Consider the following 16,288-nt stretch of genomic DNA (forward strand, 5'->3'; position numbering starts at 1 on the left):
GGCTTCCGCGGTTGCCTGATTCAGGCTCCTGAACTTCAGAGGCACGACAGGAGCGACTTGTACTGGCTGAGCGAAGCTTACTGACGCGGCTTAGGTCTCATTTTCCCAAGAGTTGCTGGGTGCCGCGCGTGGATGGGCGGCGCGTCCTGAATGAGATCATCTCATCAACCGGAATGTGTTGCGCTGGCGCGATGCACCATGGGAGTGCGGGCCATACAACGCCCCCTACAAGAGATGAAAGTGATGGAGCGATCTGGGTGTTTTCGCGCGGATCATGACGGGGCCTGCCGCAGAGGCCCCTGATAACCGGACGATCTCCATTCCCTCTCGAGACATCCCCGCAGGAGACTCCGCCCGGAAATGGATGCTAGCCACCTAAAAACCTGACCATCGTACGGCAGCACGTGCAAAGCATTTGCAAGCGGGGCCAAGGCCTTCAGCCTGGCGTAAAAGATGGGGAGCGCGGTCGCCAAATCGGGCGGACGAAAGGTGGAATGACCAAGATGCTGCATGCGATCACGGATGCGATTGGTCGTCCGATCCGGTTATTCATGACCGCTGGGGGAAGTCAGTGATTACACTGTAGGACGCGCTTTGGTGAGCAGCTTGCCATTCGCAGACCGGCTCCTTGGCGATCGGGGATATGACGCTGATTGGTATCCGCGATACCCTTGCAAGCAAGGGCATAATGCCTTGCATCCCTGGGCGGAAGTCCCGTGAAAAGCCGGTCAAATACCCCTCTTGTGACAGTGCTGCGCACTGCACTGCCGGGCAACGATTGAGATCATGTTCGGCAGCCTGGAGACGCGTGGCGACGCGCTACGACAGCTTTTTAGCCGTTTTTCCTGTTAGCCATCGCCCTCGCCGCAACCGTACTTTTCTAGTTACGAGTCCGGAGCCTAGAGATCGCAATCAAATTGAAATCGATGCGGCTCAGCCGGAGCGTCGTATGATTGCGGCACCGCAGAACTGTGGAGAAAGCTAATGTTCGCTAAGGGTCGTCGGTCAAGGGCAGCGGCGACACCTTAAATCTCGATCGCCTCCGTGATCGCCAGCGCGTCTTCAAGCTCCACCCCCGAGATACCGCACTGTGCTGTCTATCTTAGTATGTCCCAGAAGGAGCTGCACGGCCCGCAGGTTGCCGGTCTTCTTGTAGATCTGCGTGACCTTCGTCCGCCGCATCGAATGGGTGCCATAGGCCGTCGGTTCGAGGCCGATAGACGTGACCCAGTCGCGAACGATCCGCGCGTCCTGACGCGTCGAGATGTGCAGGCGCTCGTGGAAGCGCCCGGGCCAGAGGTGCTCAGAGCCAATCATGATCGGCTCCCCCATCCATTGGGACACGGCCGCGCGCGTTCCTTCCGTAATTTCAAAGCGGATGGGCTTTTGCGTTTTGCTCTGCAGGATGGACGCACGTTCCTTGATCTGACCAGACGCCATCACGTCGACCACCCGCATGCGCACGAGATCAAAACCGCGTAGCTTGCTGTCGATCGCCATGTTGAAGAGCGCGAGGTCACGGTGACTTTCGGCGAGCTCCAGCCGGACGCGAATGGCCCAGACGTGCCTGGGCTTCAGCGGGCGCTTCTGACCGGACGATACGGCCTTTGTTCCAGGCGGGGTGGCAGGCACGGATGGCAGGGAGGTTAGCGATGATCATGGTAGGGTCCTTCGAGATCCATCGCCCCCTCCCGACTCGGCACCGTGCCGCTGGAGGAAGGCTGACAGACTGGAGGGCCAGGCGCCGAATGCGCGCCGCCCGACGGCGGCCTTCATCCAATCTCGGCCACCAAAGGCTACCATTGCAAGGTAGATGACGTCGTCCCCAAGGTCGGGCTGGAAGACGCCCTTCAAGCGCTGCCCTGAGCCGCCATGGCGGACCAGCCAGTTGTCGAGCTTGCCGCGGAGGTGAGCTCTGAACGTCCGGTTTTCAAGGACCGAACGCAGGAGCGTGTCGACTTCGTTCAGTCGACGAAAGGCGGCATCATAGTCGCCCTCGGTCATTTTGGTGATATGGTCGACGGTGCCGACCAAGTCCCGCTCGACGAACGGGTGTCGGACGATCCGCGTCAGTGCTGCTTCGTCATCGCTTCCAGATGGGCTCGGGAACCAGCGGTTACTTCGGCAACGTCCCCCAGGGGCTCCCATTGGTCGAGCGGTAGCGACAATCGGCGTTCCAATTCGGCCTCGAGAACCGACCGCTCACGGTCCCGATCCGCCTTCGCCAGCTCCCCAGACACGGCCGCGCTGACATTTGAATATTCGCCAGCTTCAACGAACTCCTTCGCGTAGCGATATGCTGTGTCGGTAAAGCTGACTGATTGCTTTTGAACGCCCATAGTCCGACCTCCGATAGTCAGTTAGACTGCTAACTCTGATGGAGTACGGCAAGGTCCGCTCTGACTGTGCTGCCCTGCAGCGACGCCACATCGGGCGAATGTTCGCTATGGGCCGAGGCTGCGTGAAAACTTCGGAGTATTGTATGCTCTTGCCAAAAGGCAGGAGTGAGCATGGCGGGATCTATTGAGGGTGTCGGTCGAGACCAGGTATCGCTGTTTCCGCAGCGACTGGAGGACCGGGTCGACGAAGAACAGCCGGTTCGAGTCATCGATCTCTTCGTCGAGGATATTGACCTTGTCGGGCTTGGGTTCGAACGGACCTCCGCCGGGCGGACGGGACGGCCGGACTATCATCCTGGCGTCTTGCTCAAGCTGTTCCATCTACGGCGACCTGAACCGCATTCCGTCGAGCCGACGCTCGGAGCGCGAGGCCGGTCGGAATGTCGAACTGATGCGGCTGACCGGTCGGCTGGCTCCCGACCACAAGACGATCGCGGACTTCCGGCGCGACAACGGTTCGGCGATCCGGCGTAGTTGCGCGGCATTCGTCGATCTGTGCCGCCGGATAGACGTCCTCAAGGGCGACTGCGTCGCGATCGACAGCAGCAAGTTCAAGGCGGTAAACAGCCGCGATCGGAACTTCACGAAGGGCAAGATCGCCAGTCGGCTCGCGCATCTCGAAGCGAGCGTCGAGCGCTACATCGACGAGATAGTTTGTATCGATCGCCAAGGGGAAGGTGAAGAACGGGCCGAAAAGGGCGACAATCTCGGTCGGCGCTACGCGCGTGTCCAGAAGGAGGTCCAACGCCTGCAAGCGATGGAACGCGCGCTGGAGGACGCTCCCGACGGGCAGATATCTCTGACCGAACCGGGTGCCCGTGCCATGGCGACCAGCGCAAAGAACAGCGGCATGGTCGGTTACAACGTCCAGGCCGCCGTGGATACCGAGACCCATCTGATCGTCATCCACGACGTCACAAATCACCGGCACGACCGCGACCAGCTCGCGGCCATGGCCAAAGCCTCGGAAGCAGCGCTCTGCCGCGACGAGATGAGCGCGATCGCCCACAAGGGCTACTTCAGCAGCGTAGAGATCCTCGCCTGCTAGGAGGCGGGTTATCGTCACGACGGTTCCCCGCCCTGAGACCTCCGGCAACCGGAAGAAGGGCATGTATGTGAAGGCCGACCTCGCATACGACGCGGAGGCTAACCCTTATCACCGTCCGGGCGGCGAAGAATTGACCTATCGCTCCACGACGGAGGAGGACGGTCTGCAGTAGCGTCGCTACCGGACGAAGGCGTGCCGGGACTGCCCGCCAAGTATCGCTGCTCCACCGGCAAGGAACGCCGGATCACCCGTTGGGAACACGAGCACCTGGTGGAGGAGATGCAAAGGCGGATCAACAGTGGCGGGGGACGGATGCGGCTCCGACGTGCCACCGTCGCGCACCCATTCGGCACGATCAAGGCGTGGATGGGCGCGACACAGTTCCAGATCCGACGCTTGAAGGGCGTCAGAACCGAGATGGCGCTGCAGATTCTGGCTTACGACATCAAGCGAATGCTCTTGCTGATGGGAACGAGAGGCCTGATGGCGGCGCTATCAGGCTGACAGGATGGCAGAACTCGCGCCTCGGAGCCCAGACCCATCTGCAGCAAAGAACTGACATCCACCACGCCAATCAGCTCGGTGTTTCCACACAGCTTCGGCCCATAGCGGAGATTTGAGCTACGACGATCCGAATGAAAAAGCGGACACAACCAAACGGAGGGATCGCTGGCAAAGCGGGCTTCTGCCGCGCTGCACGCGAAGGTCTGTTCAACACCGATTAGATCGGCAAACGGTCCGGGATAAACGCTTGTGCCGGGGTCGACGCTACATCGGCTCGGGCGCGCACAGATCCCGCATCTTGCGTCGGTGCGGACGGCTGAGGGGAACGAGCAGGCCGGTATCGGTGCGGCAGGCATAGCGGTCGCCGTCGCGGTTCACGCCGGCGAGGTGGGCCTCTGCGATCCAGTGCGAGCGGTGGACCTGATGCCCGCGCGCGCCGAGTTCCTCGACGGCGCGGCCGAAGGAATAGAGGATCAGCGTGTCGCCGAGCGTCGTGTAAACGCGCAGATAGTGTAGCTCGGCGGTGAGCGCGACGAGGTCGCGGCCAAGATGCTTCGGCAACCTCTGCCAAAACTCGGACGCTGGGTCAGGCGGCTCGGACGGTGCGGCGGACTTCGGGGCTCGCGCGATCACGCCGTCGAGCCTAAGCAGCCGCGAGGCGTTGAGCCCTCCCCAGACGAGGATCGAGGCCGGAAGGAAGGACGCGAACTCGGTCACCAGCTGGCGGGTGACGGGCTCGCCGGTTTCCTTTACCGTATCGGCGACGGCGAAGATCTGGTCGAACACGAGTGCGATGGGCGTGAACAGCGCGGCGCCGATCACGCCGGAGAGGCCGATCTGCACCCAGGCGTGAAGGCGGCTGACGATTCTGATGCGCGACAGCGCCATCTGCGCCGTCTGCAAAAGGGCGAGTGGGATCATGACATGCGCCGTCCAGAACAAAAGCCGGGCGGGCAGCCCCAGGCCGCGCGATGGTCCAGGGTCAAGCGCCGTGAAGACTGCAGTCAGCAGGAGGCCCGCCACAACGAGAAAGGCCAGCCACGATTCCCGCGGGTTCCAGCCGCCCGCGAGGTCGCGCGTGGCTGGCTTTGCATGACCCGCCCGGTGCGGCGGGGCAGCACGCGCGTTTCGCAGATCGCCTGCGGACTGAAGGTCGACATCGGCATCGTTACGCATCCTGTCCTCCTAGCACGGCAACCGGTCCCGAGCGATATCGTGAGATGAGACGACCCCGCAGGTGCCGGGTGGGACACGTCGCAATTCGTCCTGAGGGCGCACCAAACTCCCTGGCACCGATCTGCCGAACATTGCGCCTGCATCCGCGCGTTCCACCCTGTTTGCACGAACGACCGCTCCCTTGCACCAGTGGCGTCCCAAGGCGGCGCGGGCGCTCGTGCAGTGGGGCGGGCGTCCCGTGCAGGATCGATTGAGCGAACACGGCCTCGCAGAGCAGGCCAGATGGATCACTGTGTCCCCGGAGGCCATATGGAAACGCAGAACGATCCGCACCGCCCGACCGTCCCACAGAACGATGCAGATATCGTTGTCGTCGGCGCGGGGCTTGCCGCCGCGATCCTCGCGCTGCGGCTGGCGGCTCTGTCAGTGCCGCCTCGGATCTTGCTGCTCGAGGCGTCGGACACCCCTTTCGGCGACAAGACCTGGTCGTTCCAGCGCACGGATGTCGCGCCAGGTGTCGAGGCCTGGCTCGACCATGCCATCGCCGCCGAATGGCCCACCCAGACGGTGCGCTTTGCCGACCTCAGACGCGAGATCGCGACCGGCTACGCCTCGATCACATCGGCCTCGATCGCCCGCGCCGTCGCGGCGACGGGGCACATCACGGTGCGATCCGGCGCGCGCGCCACGCGCCTGACCCCGACCGAAGTCGTTCTGGACGGCGGCGCGCGGATCGCGGCGCGCTGCGTGATCGACGCGCGCGGCCATGCCCCGGGTGCCGCGATGCGGACGGCCTATCAGAAGTTCGTGGGCCTCAGGGTCCGCTTGGCTGCGCCGCACGGCATCGCCGCGCCGGTGATCATGGACGCCTCGGTGCCGCAGATCGACGGGTTCCGTTTCGTTTATCTGCTGCCGTTCTCGACCCGGGACATCATGATCGAGGACACGCGCTACGCCGATGGCGCGGCGCTGGACGTCGATGCCATCGAAGCCGCGATCCACGCCTATGCTGCGGCTCATGGCTGGACCGTCGAGGCCATCCTGCAACGCGAGACCGGGGTGCTGCCCGTCGTGCTGGGCTTCGACCGTCACGCCTTTTGGGCGGGGGCGAGCGACGTTCCAAAGATCGGGATGCGCGGCGCGTTCTTCCATTCGACCACCGGCTATTCGCTGCCCGACGCCGTGCGCGTCGCCGACCTGGTGGCCGACGCCTGGCCCATCGGCAGCGCGGCGCTCGCCGATCTGCTGCACGACCACGCCCGCCGCCGCGCGCCGCGCCAGGCCTTCTACCGGTTTCTGAACCGGATGCTGTTCCACGGTGCAGCGCCCGAGAACCGGCATCTGGTGATGCAGAAATTCTACCGCCTGCCGCGCCCGACCATTGAGCGGTTCTATGCCGGGCGCACGAGCGTGTTCGACATCCTTCGCATCCTGTCTGGCCGCCCGCCGATCCCGATTCACCGCGCCCTGCGCTGCATCCCCGAGCGGGCGCCGCGCGGCCCCGGGCCCGAGCAGCCGGAGGCGATCCAATGAAGGATCTGGCCCAAGTCGCCCGCACCGCCGCCGTGATCGGGTCCGGTTTCGGCGGGTTGGCCCTCGCCATCCGGCTGCAGAGTGCGGGCGTCGCCACGACCTTGTTCGAGGCGCGCGACAAGCCGGGGGGCCGCGCCTATGTCTATCGCGATGCGGGCTTCACATTCGACGCGGGGCCCACGGTCATCACCGACCCGGACTGTCTGGAACAACTCTGGGCGCTTAGCGGGCGGCGCATGGCCGACGACGTCGACCTGATCCCCGTCGATCCTTTCTATCGGCTGTGCTGGGAGGACGGGACGCGGTTCGACTACTGCGCCGACCAGGCCGGGATCGACGCGCAGATCGACGCGATCTCGCCCGGCGACGTCGCAGGCTACCGCCGCCTGCTGGCCTATTCCGAAGATCTCTACCGCGAGGGCTACGAGAAGCTGGGGACGGTGCCGTTCCAGAGCTTCTGGTCCATGGCCAAGGTCGCGCCGACGCTGATGCGCCTCGACAGTCATCGCAGCGTCTATGCTAAGGTCTCGGAATTCATCCGCGACGAAAAGCTGCGCCAGGCCTTCAGCTTCCACACGCTGCTGGTGGGCGGGAACCCGTTCTCGACCTCGTCGATCTATGCCCTGATCCACGCGCTCGAACGCAAGGGCCGCGTCTGGTTCGCGCGCGGCGGGACGGGGTCGCTGGTGGCGGCGATGGTGCGCCTCTTCGAGGATCTGGGCGGCACGCTGCGGCTGAACGCGCCCGTCGACCGGATCGCCACGGCGGGCACGCGGGCCACCGGCGTCGTCGTGGACGGGGTCTTCCTGCCCTTCGACGAGATCGCGTCGAACGCCGATATCGTGCACACTTATCGCCGCCTTCTGCGCGGTACCGCGCGGGGCGCGGCCAAGACGCGGTCGCTGGAGCGCAAGAGCTATTCGATGTCGCTCTTCGTGGTCTATTTCGGTTTGGCGGCCGAGCATCCGGACCTTGCCCATCACATGGTGCTCTTCGGGCCGCGCTACCGCGCGCTTCTGGCCGATATCTTCGGCGCGGCGCATCTGAGCGAGGATTTCTCGCTCTACCTCCACGCACCCAGTGTCACTGATCCGTCGATGGCGCCACGGGGGCATTCGGCCTTCTACGCGTTGTCGCCGGTGCCGCATCTGGGCACCGCCGAGATCGACTGGGACGAGGTCGGACCGCTCTACCGCGACCGGATCCTGGCCTATCTTGAGGCGCGGCACATCCCGGGCCTGCGCCGCGACCTGGTAACGGTGCGCCATTTCACGCCCTTCGACTTCCGCGACGAGCTGAACGCGCATCTGGGCAGCGCCTTCTCGATCGAGCCGCTGCTGACCCAAAGCGCCTGGTTCCGCCCGCATAACCGCGACGACGTTATCGAGAACCTCTACGTCGTGGGTGCCGGTACCCATCCCGGGGCGGGCATCCCCGGTGTCGTCGGATCGGCAAAGGCCACGGCAGGTCTGATGCTGGACGGGGTGGTCGCGTGACCGGGGCCGCCCTGCGGGCCGCGCGGGCCGACATCGCCCATGGATCGCGCAGCTTTGCGTTGGCCGCCCGGCTGCTGCCGCCCGGCATACGGGACGACGCGGTCCTGCTTTACGCGTGGTGCCGGCACTGCGACGATGCGATCGATGGCCAGACCTTTGGTGGTGCGATGGCGACCGTCCCGGACGCGGCGGCCCGGCTCTCCACCCTGCGCCGCCTTACGACGAAAGCGCTGGCCGGGGACCCCGCGCCCCGTGTCTTTGCCGGGCTGGCGGAGGTCTGCGCGCGGGCGGACATTCCCGCGCTCCACCCGCAGGCGCTGCTCGATGGCTTCGCGATGGACGTCGCGGGCCGCCCGTTCGAGACGATGGGCGACACGCTCGACTATTGCTACCACGCGGCGGGCGTGATCGGAGTAATGATGGCGATGGTCATGGGCGTGCGCGCGGCCCCGGCGCTGGATCGGGCCAGCGACCTCGGCATCGCGTTCCAGCTGACCAACATCGCCCGCGACGTGGTCGAGGATGCCGGCGCCGGGCGTTGCTATCTGCCTGCGCGGCTGCTGGACGCGCATGGGCTGCGGGCGGGCGACCTGACCGATCCCGCTGCCTGGCCCCGCGCCCGGGCCGCCGCCATCGACCTGCTGGACGTGGCCGAGCGATACTATGCCTCGGGGCGCACTGGGCTGGCCGATCTGCCGCCGCGCTGCACATGGGGCATCGCCGCCGCGCGGCGCATCTATCGCGGGATCGGGGCCGAGATCCGGCGTGCCACGCCCGGATCTTGGGCGGCCCGGGTCGCCGTTCCCGCCTGGCGCAAGGGGGCGCTCGCGGCCGTCGCGATGGCCGACGGGGCCCGCGCCCGTCGCGCCACCCCGGCCGCCCGCGATCAGCTCTGGTCGCGGCCCGGCCACGGAGCGTTCGACGATCCGTCGTCCTGAAGCCGCTGGTTCGCGCGCAGCTCGGCGCGCAACCGCGCGACCGGCGGCACGAACACGAAGCCGAAGGCGACACAGCCGTCCCGGTCGCGCACGGCGTGGTGCAGGCGATGGGCCTGGTAGATGCGGCGCAGGTAGCCGCGCCGAGGCACGTGGCGGAACGGCCAGCGGTGATGCACCAGCCCGTCATGGACACAGAAATAGATCACGCCGTAGACGCAGAGCCCGACCGCAACCCACCAGAGCGGCGAGGCGACCGTCGCCCCCGCCCAGAACAGCCCCATCGAGAGCCCCGCGAAGATCAGCGAATAGAGATCGTTGCGCTCCAGAGCGCCGCGGCGCGGCTCGTGGTGGGATTTGTGCCACCGCCAGCCGGGACCGTGCATCACGACACGGTGGATCCACGCGGCGGCAAGCTCGGTCGCCACTACAGTGACGCAGACGATGAATACGGGAAGAAGGATAGCGGTCATTGCATGTCTCCGGTCTGGTGCCGTGCCCCCGGCAGGCGCCACCAGGGCACCCAGGGCATCGCGTGGTGGGCATGGTGGTGGCCGAAGTGAAAGCAGGTCAGCAGCGAGACCGGCCAGGAGAAGCCGGCGCTGCGCGCCCGGTGCGCGTCGGCGAAGGGTGCCGCCTCGTGCCGGTGCGGCAGGTAGGTGCCGAAATAGAACAGCTGCGCCGAGGACAGGATCGCGGGCAGCGCCCAGAACGGCAGCATCAGCGGCGCGCGCGGCCCGAGCAGCCAGGCCAGAGCCACCGAAGCCACCGCGAGCACCGCGAACTGCCGCCAGCCGAAATAGTGCCGGAAGAACCGCAGATACCAGGGCCAGAAGGCGTCCGGGTGGTCCGGGTCGAAATCCGGGTCGCGCGCCGTGCCGGAGTGGCGGTGGTGCGCGCGGTGTTCGCGCGCCAGTGCGTCGAAGTCGAACCCGGCATAGAGCGCGACGCAGACCTGCCCGACGACGCGGTTCAGACTCGGTCGACCCGGTGCCAGCGTGCCGTGGATCGCGTCATGCGCCACGATGAAGAGCCCGACGAACAGCCAGCATTGCACAGCTACGACAAGGGGTGCCACGGGCCACCACGCGGTCCAATCCACGACGAACAGCGCGGCAAAGGTCAGCCCCGCCCAAGCCCCGCCGATCAGCGCGGCGAGACCGAGGCCGATAGCAGCGTCGCCCCGGCTCATAGCAGCATCCTGCGGCGCGAGAGCAGCACCGCGCCGCCGGTGCCCAGGACCGCAAGCAGGGCCAGCGCAGACACCGGGGCGGAAAGTTCAGACAGGGTAAGGCCGCGCGCAAGCAAGCCCTGGTAGAGGTCCACCGCCCAGGCGTTCGGCGCCACTGCTCCGATGTCGCGCAGCCAGCCCGGCATCAGGAATCGCGGCACCATCGAGCCGCCGAGCGCCGAGAAGAGCAGGACCAGAAAGGTGGACACCGCCTGCGCTTGCGCTCGCGTCCGGCAGGCGGTCGCGCAGAGCAGGCCGAACCCCGCCGCAGCCGCCGCCGCCAGTGCGGTCGCCACGGCCCAGCCCGGCAGATGCGCCATGACGGGGACGTCGTAGACCAGCGCGGCGACCGCGAAGACCGCCGCGGTCTGCAATGCGCCCTGCGCGGTCAGGAACAGGGCCGTGCCCCACACCACCACGTCGATGCCGCCCGGACCGGCGGCAAAGCGGTCGAGGATGCCGCTCTCGCGCGCATCGATCAGGCCGTTCGCCCCCTGCGTCGCGGAAAAGAGGAGGAACATGAAGGCGATGGCGCCGGCGTAATAGATCACGGCCGGGTCGGGCGCGCCGGCCTCTCCGACCGTCTCAATCACGGTCAGATCGGGTGCTCCGGCCTTGTCCCGGGGCAACGCCGCGCGGGCGGCGTCCAGCCGGGCCAATTGCGGGTCCGTAAGCGGGCCGATAATCGCTTCCAGCCCCGCCGCGTGCCTCTCCAGCAAAATGTCGGGTGCCGCCTGTGCCAAGGCCGCGCGCGTCCGCCCGTCGAGCACCGCGCCCGCCATCGGCTTGGCCGGATCCACGAGGATCGTTAGCGGCGCCGCGTCCAGCCGCGTCAGCGCACCGCGCCCCAGCAATCCCGCGTCCAGCCCCCCCTCGGCGATGGCGATTCTCAGGGCGGCCTCGGTGGCATGGGTCGTGACGGTCAGCGCGGGCGCGGCGCGCAGGGCGGCCTCAATCGGGGCAACCGGCGCGGTGGCGGCCAGGCCGATATGCAGATGCGGCTCGCCGCCGCTGGCGGTCGCGAAGATCGAGGCGAAGACAACATAGATCGCGGGGGGCAGCAGCAAGAGCATCGCAAGCGCGCCGCGGTCGCGCAGAAGCGTAAGCGCCAGCATGCGGACGATGGCGAGGGTCATGCTGCCCTCGCGCCGTTGGCCCGCAGTTGTTCCAGCCCCGGCCGCACGATCCCGAACCCCCGCAACGCGATGCCCGCGTCGCGCAGCGCCGCCACCAGGGTCAGGCCGGTGCCTTCGTCCGCGACAAGGGCCGTCAGCGCGCCGGGTGCCGGAGCAAGGCCGAGCCTGACGGCACTCATGGACTGCTGCGTGCCCAGGGGGGCGCAGGGCATGGCCGACAGGAGCAGCTTTCCGCCGAACCGCGCGCGCAACACCTCCGCGACAGGTCCCGCGCAGGCGATGCGCCCCTCCGAGAGCAGCGCGACATGGGTGCAGACCGCTTCTGCTTCGGGCAGGTCGTGGGTCGTCATCAGGACGCCGATGCCGTCCGCCGCCAGCCTGCGGATCAGGCGGTGAATAGTCGCACGGGCCTCCACGTCGATGCCGGCCGTCGGCTCGTCCAGGATCAGCAGCGCCGGGCGATGCAACAGGGCCGCGGCGATATTGACCCGCCGTTGCCAGCCGCCCGACAGCGTGCCCACGATCTCGCCCGCGCATCCGGCGATGCCGCAGGCCTCGGCGACGTTCGCAACGCGGGCCGCGATCGCCGGCTTCGCGACCCCCGCCAGCCGCGCGAAGATCGAAAGATTCTCGGCTGCCGTCAGCCCGGGGAAAAGCGCGATCTGCTGCGGCACAAGGCCGATGCCGCCCGGCACCGTCTCCACCCGGCCCGCCTGGGCCGGTACACGTCCCAGGACGGTCCGGATCAGCGTCGTCTTGCCCGCGCCGTTCTCGCCCAGCAGGCAATGGACCTCGCCCGGCGCGACGGTCAGCGTAACGCCGCGCAGCACGTCGCGATCGCCGTAGGACGTGCGGACCGCGTTGAGCCGCAGGACCGATGCCGCAGTCACGACGGCAGCCCCTCGTCGAAGGAAAGCAGGTCGCGCAGGGTCGCCGGGTCCAGGCCCGCCCGTCTGGCCGCCGCCCTCGCCATGAGAAGATGCTGCACTCGGACGGCCCAAGCCTCGCTACGGCCGATGGCGCGGTCCAGCGTTCGCTTCCCGACATCGGCACCGATGTCCTTGCCAGTGACGCAGGCGGAGGACGCATGATCCAGCGCGTCGTCGGCAAGCTGAAAGGCGCAGCCCAGATGCCAGGCGAAAAGGTCGACCTCGCGCGCGCGCGTCTCCTCCAGCCCACCCAGCAGGGCACCCATCCGGGCCGCCGCCGCAAAGAGCGTTGCGGTCTTGAGACCGTTTACCGCCTCGATCTCCACCGGACCGGATGCCGCCGCGCCGAGGTCGAGCGCCTGTCCCGCCGCCATCCCGTCGCGCCCGATGGCACAGGCCAGCGTCGCCGCCATCGACACGCGCGTTTCGGTGGGCACTGGCAGCTCCGAAAACACCTCGAAGGCCCGGGTGATCAGGGCCACGGCGGCCAGTATCGCCGTCGCCTCTCCGAATTTGAGATGGGTGGTGGCCCGCCCACGGCGCAACGCCGCGTCGTCCATGCAGGGCAGGTCATCGAGCATCAGGGACGCCGCATGCACCATCTCGACCGCGCAGGCCGCGTCCAGCGCGCCCGTCCCCGTATCGGCCACTGCCAGCAAAAGACGCGGACGCAGCCGCTTGCCCGGTGCCAGCAGCGCATGGCGCATCGCGGCATGAACGGGCGGGGCGGGATCGGTCGCCGTTCCTGTCAGGATGTCGAGTCGGAGGTCGATCGTCCTCGATATGGCGCTGCCAGACGTCGCAAGGCGTGCCGTCTCGCGGTTTATGCGGTCGAACATCGGATGGTTCTCTCACAGCTGGTGGAAATGTCAGAAGCGGTAGGCGAGGCCCAGCGTGACTTCCGCGCCGGAATAGTCGGTGTCCACGCTGCCGCCTCCGTCCCGCGACAGGGTCCGACTGCCCGCATCGAAATATCGCAGCTCTCCCGACAGCAGGACCGATGGTGTGATCGCGTAGCTGGCACCCAGCATGCCTTGGAACAGCGCCCCACCGCGGTCGCTGTATTCGCCCGCGAAGATACCATCAGCGATGTCGTAATCGATTTCGGTCACCACGCCGACGCCTGCGCCGATATAGGGCCGCAGCCGCGCGTCGTCGTCACCGAAATCGTAATAACCGTTCAGCGCCAGCGTGGTGGAGGCGAAGTCGCCCGCGACGTCCGAGCCGTCGGCGCTGCGATAGGTGAATTCCAGCTCCGCGCGCACCGGGCTGGCGGCGAAGGCGTAACCGAGTGCGCCGCCGGCCAAGCCGCCGGTGTCGAAGCCGGTGTCGTCTTCGACGGCACCAAAGTTCAGTCCGGTGCTCGACAGGTCCGAGAGACCGCCGAAGACTTCGATGTAAACGTCGCCATTCAGGCCTTGAGCGGACGCGCCGAGCGGCGTGAGCGGAAGGATGATACCGACGAGCAAAAGCCGAGTTCGCATGGGGGTGCCTTTCTCTGGGAGTGACAGCGGATGCCGCAATACGATCCCTTTCTAGGTGCTGTCGGCGCGGGTCTGCATCCGTCACTGCACGAGCGGCGCGTCGGTTTGCACGAATTGCTCCCGCGGGCATCACGTAGTCGGTGGGGCGCACGGATGGCCGTAAGATGCCGGGCCGGCCAATGACTGGCCGCTCGTGCAAGCCTGCATGCCGTTGGTGCGGCCCCTCTTGAACAGTCGGTTCCGGAGCAGAACCTTCGCGTCATCCGTTCCACGAACGACCGCAGGAGTTTCCGATGATCGCGCTTGGCCGCATGATCGCAGACCACGCATTTCCGACCCGGTTCGATAGCCTGGTTCCGATCGGGCACCTCACGGTCTTTTTCTCCGGCCTCGCCGTGCTGACCGGCGCGATGATGGGTCTTGACCCGCGCAGCCTCGGCGAGATGCCGGTCTGGCTCAAACCCTTCAAGTTCTCCGTGTCCTTCGCGATCCTGTTCGGCACTTATGCCCTTATCGTCGCGCGCCTCTCGACGCCGTTCCGCCACAGCATCTTCCTGCTCGGCGCGATTGTGTCCTCCGGCGCGGCCGCCTTGGGCGAGATCGCCTACATCTCTGCCCAGGCAGCGCGGGGGGAGGCGTCGCACTTCAACGACAGCTCGCCCTATCACGAGGCCATGTACGGGCTGATGGGCCTTGGCGCGACCATCCTCATGATCGGGGTCGCGGTGGTGGGCGCGGCCGCGACGCTCGACGGACGGACGCGCTTCGACGGGTCCACGCGGCTCGGCATCGCGCTCGGTACGGCGCTCACTGTAGTCCTGACCTTTTGGGTCGCGGGCGCATTAGCGGGGAATGGCGGTCGCTATATCGGACTGCCGACGCCGGGCGGGCCACGCATCCCGGTTCTCGGCTGGTCCCGAGAGGTCGGAGATCTTCGACCCGCGCACTTCCTGTCGCTGCACGCCCTTCAGGTGCTGCCTCTCGCCGGATGGCTGATAGGACGCGTGGGCATCGGGCGCAGCGCAGTCTGGTTTTTCGCTGCGTTCTACGCTGCGCTGACCTGTCTCGTCTTCTTCCAGGCCCTGTCCGGTGCGCCTTTGGCCCTCGCATTGCCGTCATGGTGATCGGTGCTGGTTGTATCGACACCATGACGAGGATGGCTTGCCCATGTGCGGAACCGCGCCGCCCTCCCCCCCAGTCGATGAAGAGCAGTCGTCCTTGGCCGGCCTTTCGCCTGGGACGGTCCTCGCCTGAACTTCAGCTACCGCAGCACGCGTGCTACTCTAGCGCGAGGTCACCAAGGATGCAGATCACCACGCGGAGACCGCAGCGCGATCCGTTGAAGCTGCCATTGATGGGTCGCAGAGCATCGGGAATGATGAGCTCTCAGCCGTCATTCACCGCCGCTCAGAAATCATTTGCGCGACTTCTCCGAGGGGCGTCGCGAACGGGCCGAATCCGTTTCCTAACACCGCTCGAGGCAGCAAACTGCCGCACTGGCGAGGCGAGAGCTCCTTAGGGTCAGGACTCATGACCAGAAGAGCAAGAATGTGGCGAGAGCGATGGCGGATAGGAACACGGTGGGGGATCCGTCGTAGCGGGTTGCCACGCGCCTCCAATCCTCCAAACGACCGAACATGATTTCGACGCAGTTACGTTTCGGAAGCGGCGCTTGTCCATCGCCCGGCAGTGCATCGCGCAGCGATGTCACGAGAGGGGTATTTGACGGGTTTGCCGCGTGACTTTCGGCCGGGTGTGCAGGGCGTTATGCCCTTGTCCGCAAGGGCTTCGCGGAACCAATCTGCATCACACCCTCTGTCGCCCAAAGGCCAGTCTGCTGCTGGCAAGCTGCTCACCAGAGCCCTTGCCCCAGCGTAGTCGCTGACCTCTCCGGCGGTCATGAATAAACGGATCGGACGTCCAACAGCATCCGTGACCGCATGCAGCTTCGTGTTCATCCCTCGGTTCGTCCGCCCTCCCTTTCGGGACATTTGCCGTGCAAATACCCTGCCGGGCAGTGATCAAACGACCGCGCCCCCTTTTTCGCCCGCAAACTGGAAGCCGTGCGGTGCGCCTTCAGATAGGTGGCGTCCACTGCCCGGCAGGGCATCACGCAGTGATGTCCCGAGAGGGGATGGAGATCGTCCTGTTGTCAGAAGCTTGCTGCTGCAAGCCCGTCCATGATCCCGGCAAATACCCCCATGTCGCTCCACCGCTTCCACCGGTTGTAGAGGGGCTTGTGTGGGCCGTGCTCCCTGGGCGCATCGCGCCATCGCAAGCCATTGCGGTTGATGAAGATAATTCCACCCAGGACACGCTGGCCGTCAACGCGTGGCACTCGATGGCTCTCCGGAAAGTACGGCCGGAGCCGGGCCATCTGAGCGTCGCTCAGCCAACACAAGTCGCTCATGTCGTGC

13 protein-coding genes and 4 pseudogenes are annotated in these 16,288 nt (G+C 66.5%); 6 read left to right on the top strand and 11 right to left on the bottom strand.

Going from position 1 to position 16,288, the window contains the following annotated elements:
- Positions 1–18: 18 nt before the first annotated feature.
- Positions 19–884 (top strand): annotated as a pseudogene (locus tag JDO7802_RS17615) (IS5 family transposase).
- A gap of 141 nt (positions 885–1,025) precedes the next feature.
- Here the strand turns inward: JDO7802_RS17615 and JDO7802_RS07245 are convergent.
- The 3 genes and pseudogenes from JDO7802_RS07245 to JDO7802_RS07255 all read right to left on the bottom strand — a co-directional run bounded on the left by JDO7802_RS07245 (position 1,026) and on the right by JDO7802_RS07255 (position 2,339).
- A pseudogene (locus JDO7802_RS07245) lies at positions 1,026–1,660 on the bottom strand (tyrosine-type recombinase/integrase).
- Positions 1,657–2,034, bottom strand: a complete 378-nt coding sequence (locus JDO7802_RS07250; protein WP_187298112.1) for a type II toxin-antitoxin system RelE/ParE family toxin — start codon at positions 2,032–2,034, stop codon at positions 1,657–1,659. The pseudogene JDO7802_RS07245 and the gene JDO7802_RS07250 overlap by 4 nt, the downstream one beginning before the upstream one ends.
- Before the next feature lie 35 nt (positions 2,035–2,069).
- The gene (locus JDO7802_RS07255) at positions 2,070–2,339 is read right to left on the bottom strand and encodes a hypothetical protein (RefSeq protein WP_055084053.1); all 270 of its coding nucleotides are present in this window, start codon (positions 2,337–2,339) and stop codon (positions 2,070–2,072) included.
- 171 nt (positions 2,340–2,510) lie between these two features.
- Here JDO7802_RS07255 and JDO7802_RS07265 point away from each other — a divergent pair.
- Positions 2,511–3,951: pseudogene (locus tag JDO7802_RS07265) on the top strand (IS1182 family transposase).
- 264 nt (positions 3,952–4,215) lie between these two features.
- Here JDO7802_RS07265 and JDO7802_RS07270 read toward each other — a convergent pair.
- Positions 4,216–5,127, bottom strand: a complete 912-nt coding sequence (locus JDO7802_RS07270) for a LytTR family DNA-binding domain-containing protein (protein WP_055084057.1) — start codon at positions 5,125–5,127, stop codon at positions 4,216–4,218.
- A 309-nt stretch (positions 5,128–5,436) separates the two neighbouring features.
- Between JDO7802_RS07270 and crtY the strand changes: the two genes are divergently transcribed.
- The 3 genes from crtY to JDO7802_RS07285 are packed head-to-tail and all read left to right on the top strand — an operon-like array spanning position 5,437 to position 9,094.
- Positions 5,437–6,660, top strand: coding sequence for a lycopene beta-cyclase CrtY (gene crtY / locus JDO7802_RS07275; RefSeq protein WP_055084059.1), 1,224 nt, complete (start codon positions 5,437–5,439; stop codon positions 6,658–6,660).
- Positions 6,657–8,156: a phytoene desaturase gene (locus JDO7802_RS07280; protein ID WP_055084061.1), complete on the top strand. Its 1,500-nt coding sequence runs from the start codon at positions 6,657–6,659 to the stop codon at positions 8,154–8,156. Before crtY ends, JDO7802_RS07280 begins: the two co-directional genes overlap by 4 nt.
- Positions 8,153–9,094, top strand: coding sequence for a phytoene/squalene synthase family protein (locus JDO7802_RS07285; RefSeq protein WP_055084063.1), 942 nt, complete (start codon positions 8,153–8,155; stop codon positions 9,092–9,094). The genes JDO7802_RS07280 and JDO7802_RS07285 overlap by 4 nt, the downstream gene beginning before the upstream one ends.
- On the opposite strand, the gene JDO7802_RS07290 is transcribed toward JDO7802_RS07285, so the two are convergent.
- Genes JDO7802_RS07290 through JDO7802_RS07315 form a run of 6 tightly spaced genes read right to left on the bottom strand, consistent with a single transcriptional unit; the run spans position 9,043 to position 13,871 of the window.
- Entirely contained in the window at positions 9,043–9,564 is a 522-nt protein-coding gene (locus JDO7802_RS07290) for a sterol desaturase family protein (RefSeq protein WP_055084065.1), read from the bottom strand. The genes JDO7802_RS07285 and JDO7802_RS07290 overlap by 52 nt on opposite strands.
- Positions 9,561–10,283 (bottom strand): fatty acid desaturase, encoded by a 723-nt coding sequence (locus JDO7802_RS07295; RefSeq protein WP_055084067.1) that lies wholly within the window; start codon positions 10,281–10,283, stop codon positions 9,561–9,563. The genes JDO7802_RS07290 and JDO7802_RS07295 overlap by 4 nt, the downstream gene beginning before the upstream one ends.
- A complete protein-coding gene (locus tag JDO7802_RS07300) occupies positions 10,280–11,458 on the bottom strand; it encodes an ABC transporter permease (RefSeq protein ID WP_055084069.1) in 1,179 nt (392 codons plus the stop codon). The genes JDO7802_RS07295 and JDO7802_RS07300 overlap by 4 nt, the downstream gene beginning before the upstream one ends.
- Positions 11,455–12,348 carry an ABC transporter ATP-binding protein gene (locus JDO7802_RS07305; protein WP_055084071.1) on the bottom strand — a complete coding sequence of 298 codons (894 nt, stop codon included), beginning with the start codon at positions 12,346–12,348 and terminating at the stop codon, positions 11,455–11,457. The genes JDO7802_RS07300 and JDO7802_RS07305 overlap by 4 nt, the downstream gene beginning before the upstream one ends.
- On the bottom strand, positions 12,345–13,226 hold the full coding sequence (locus tag JDO7802_RS07310) for a polyprenyl synthetase family protein (RefSeq protein ID WP_055084072.1): 882 nt from the start codon (positions 13,224–13,226) through the stop codon (positions 12,345–12,347). The genes JDO7802_RS07305 and JDO7802_RS07310 overlap by 4 nt, the downstream gene beginning before the upstream one ends.
- A gap of 30 nt (positions 13,227–13,256) precedes the next feature.
- Positions 13,257–13,871: an outer membrane protein gene (locus JDO7802_RS07315; RefSeq protein WP_055084074.1), complete on the bottom strand. Its 615-nt coding sequence runs from the start codon at positions 13,869–13,871 to the stop codon at positions 13,257–13,259.
- 293 nt (positions 13,872–14,164) lie between these two features.
- On the opposite strand from JDO7802_RS07315, the gene JDO7802_RS07320 reads away from it, so the two are divergent.
- Positions 14,165–14,995: a hypothetical protein gene (locus JDO7802_RS07320; protein ID WP_055084076.1), complete on the top strand. Its 831-nt coding sequence runs from the start codon at positions 14,165–14,167 to the stop codon at positions 14,993–14,995.
- Positions 14,996–15,399: 404 nt separating this feature from the next.
- Here JDO7802_RS07320 and JDO7802_RS17620 read toward each other — a convergent pair.
- Positions 15,400–16,281: pseudogene (locus tag JDO7802_RS17620) on the bottom strand (IS5 family transposase).
- Positions 16,282–16,288 lie beyond the last annotated feature (7 nt).

This window comes from Jannaschia donghaensis, assembly GCF_001403795.1.
Taxonomy (GTDB): domain Bacteria; phylum Pseudomonadota; class Alphaproteobacteria; order Rhodobacterales; family Rhodobacteraceae; genus Jannaschia; species Jannaschia donghaensis.

Bases quoted from the DNA above. Each gene is read 5' to 3' on its own strand.
- JDO7802_RS07315 (WP_055084074.1), bottom strand. From the start codon at position 13,871: ATGCGAACTCGGCTTTTGCTCGTCGGTATCATCCTTCCGCTCACGCCG.
- JDO7802_RS07320 (WP_055084076.1), top strand. From the start codon at position 14,165: ATGATCGCGCTTGGCCGCATGATCGCAGACCACGCATTTCCGACCCGG.
- JDO7802_RS07310 (WP_055084072.1), bottom strand. From the start codon at position 13,226: ATGTTCGACCGCATAAACCGCGAGACGGCACGCCTTGCGACGTCTGGC.
- JDO7802_RS07290 (WP_055084065.1), bottom strand. From the start codon at position 9,564: ATGACCGCTATCCTTCTTCCCGTATTCATCGTCTGCGTCACTGTAGTG.
- JDO7802_RS07270 (WP_055084057.1), bottom strand. From the start codon at position 5,127: ATGCGTAACGATGCCGATGTCGACCTTCAGTCCGCAGGCGATCTGCGA.
- JDO7802_RS07255 (WP_055084053.1), bottom strand. From the start codon at position 2,339: ATGGGCGTTCAAAAGCAATCAGTCAGCTTTACCGACACAGCATATCGC.
- JDO7802_RS07295 (WP_055084067.1), bottom strand. From the start codon at position 10,283: ATGAGCCGGGGCGACGCTGCTATCGGCCTCGGTCTCGCCGCGCTGATC.
- crtY (WP_055084059.1), top strand. From the start codon at position 5,437: ATGGAAACGCAGAACGATCCGCACCGCCCGACCGTCCCACAGAACGAT.
- JDO7802_RS07300 (WP_055084069.1), bottom strand. From the start codon at position 11,458: ATGACCCTCGCCATCGTCCGCATGCTGGCGCTTACGCTTCTGCGCGAC.
- JDO7802_RS07280 (WP_055084061.1), top strand. From the start codon at position 6,657: ATGAAGGATCTGGCCCAAGTCGCCCGCACCGCCGCCGTGATCGGGTCC.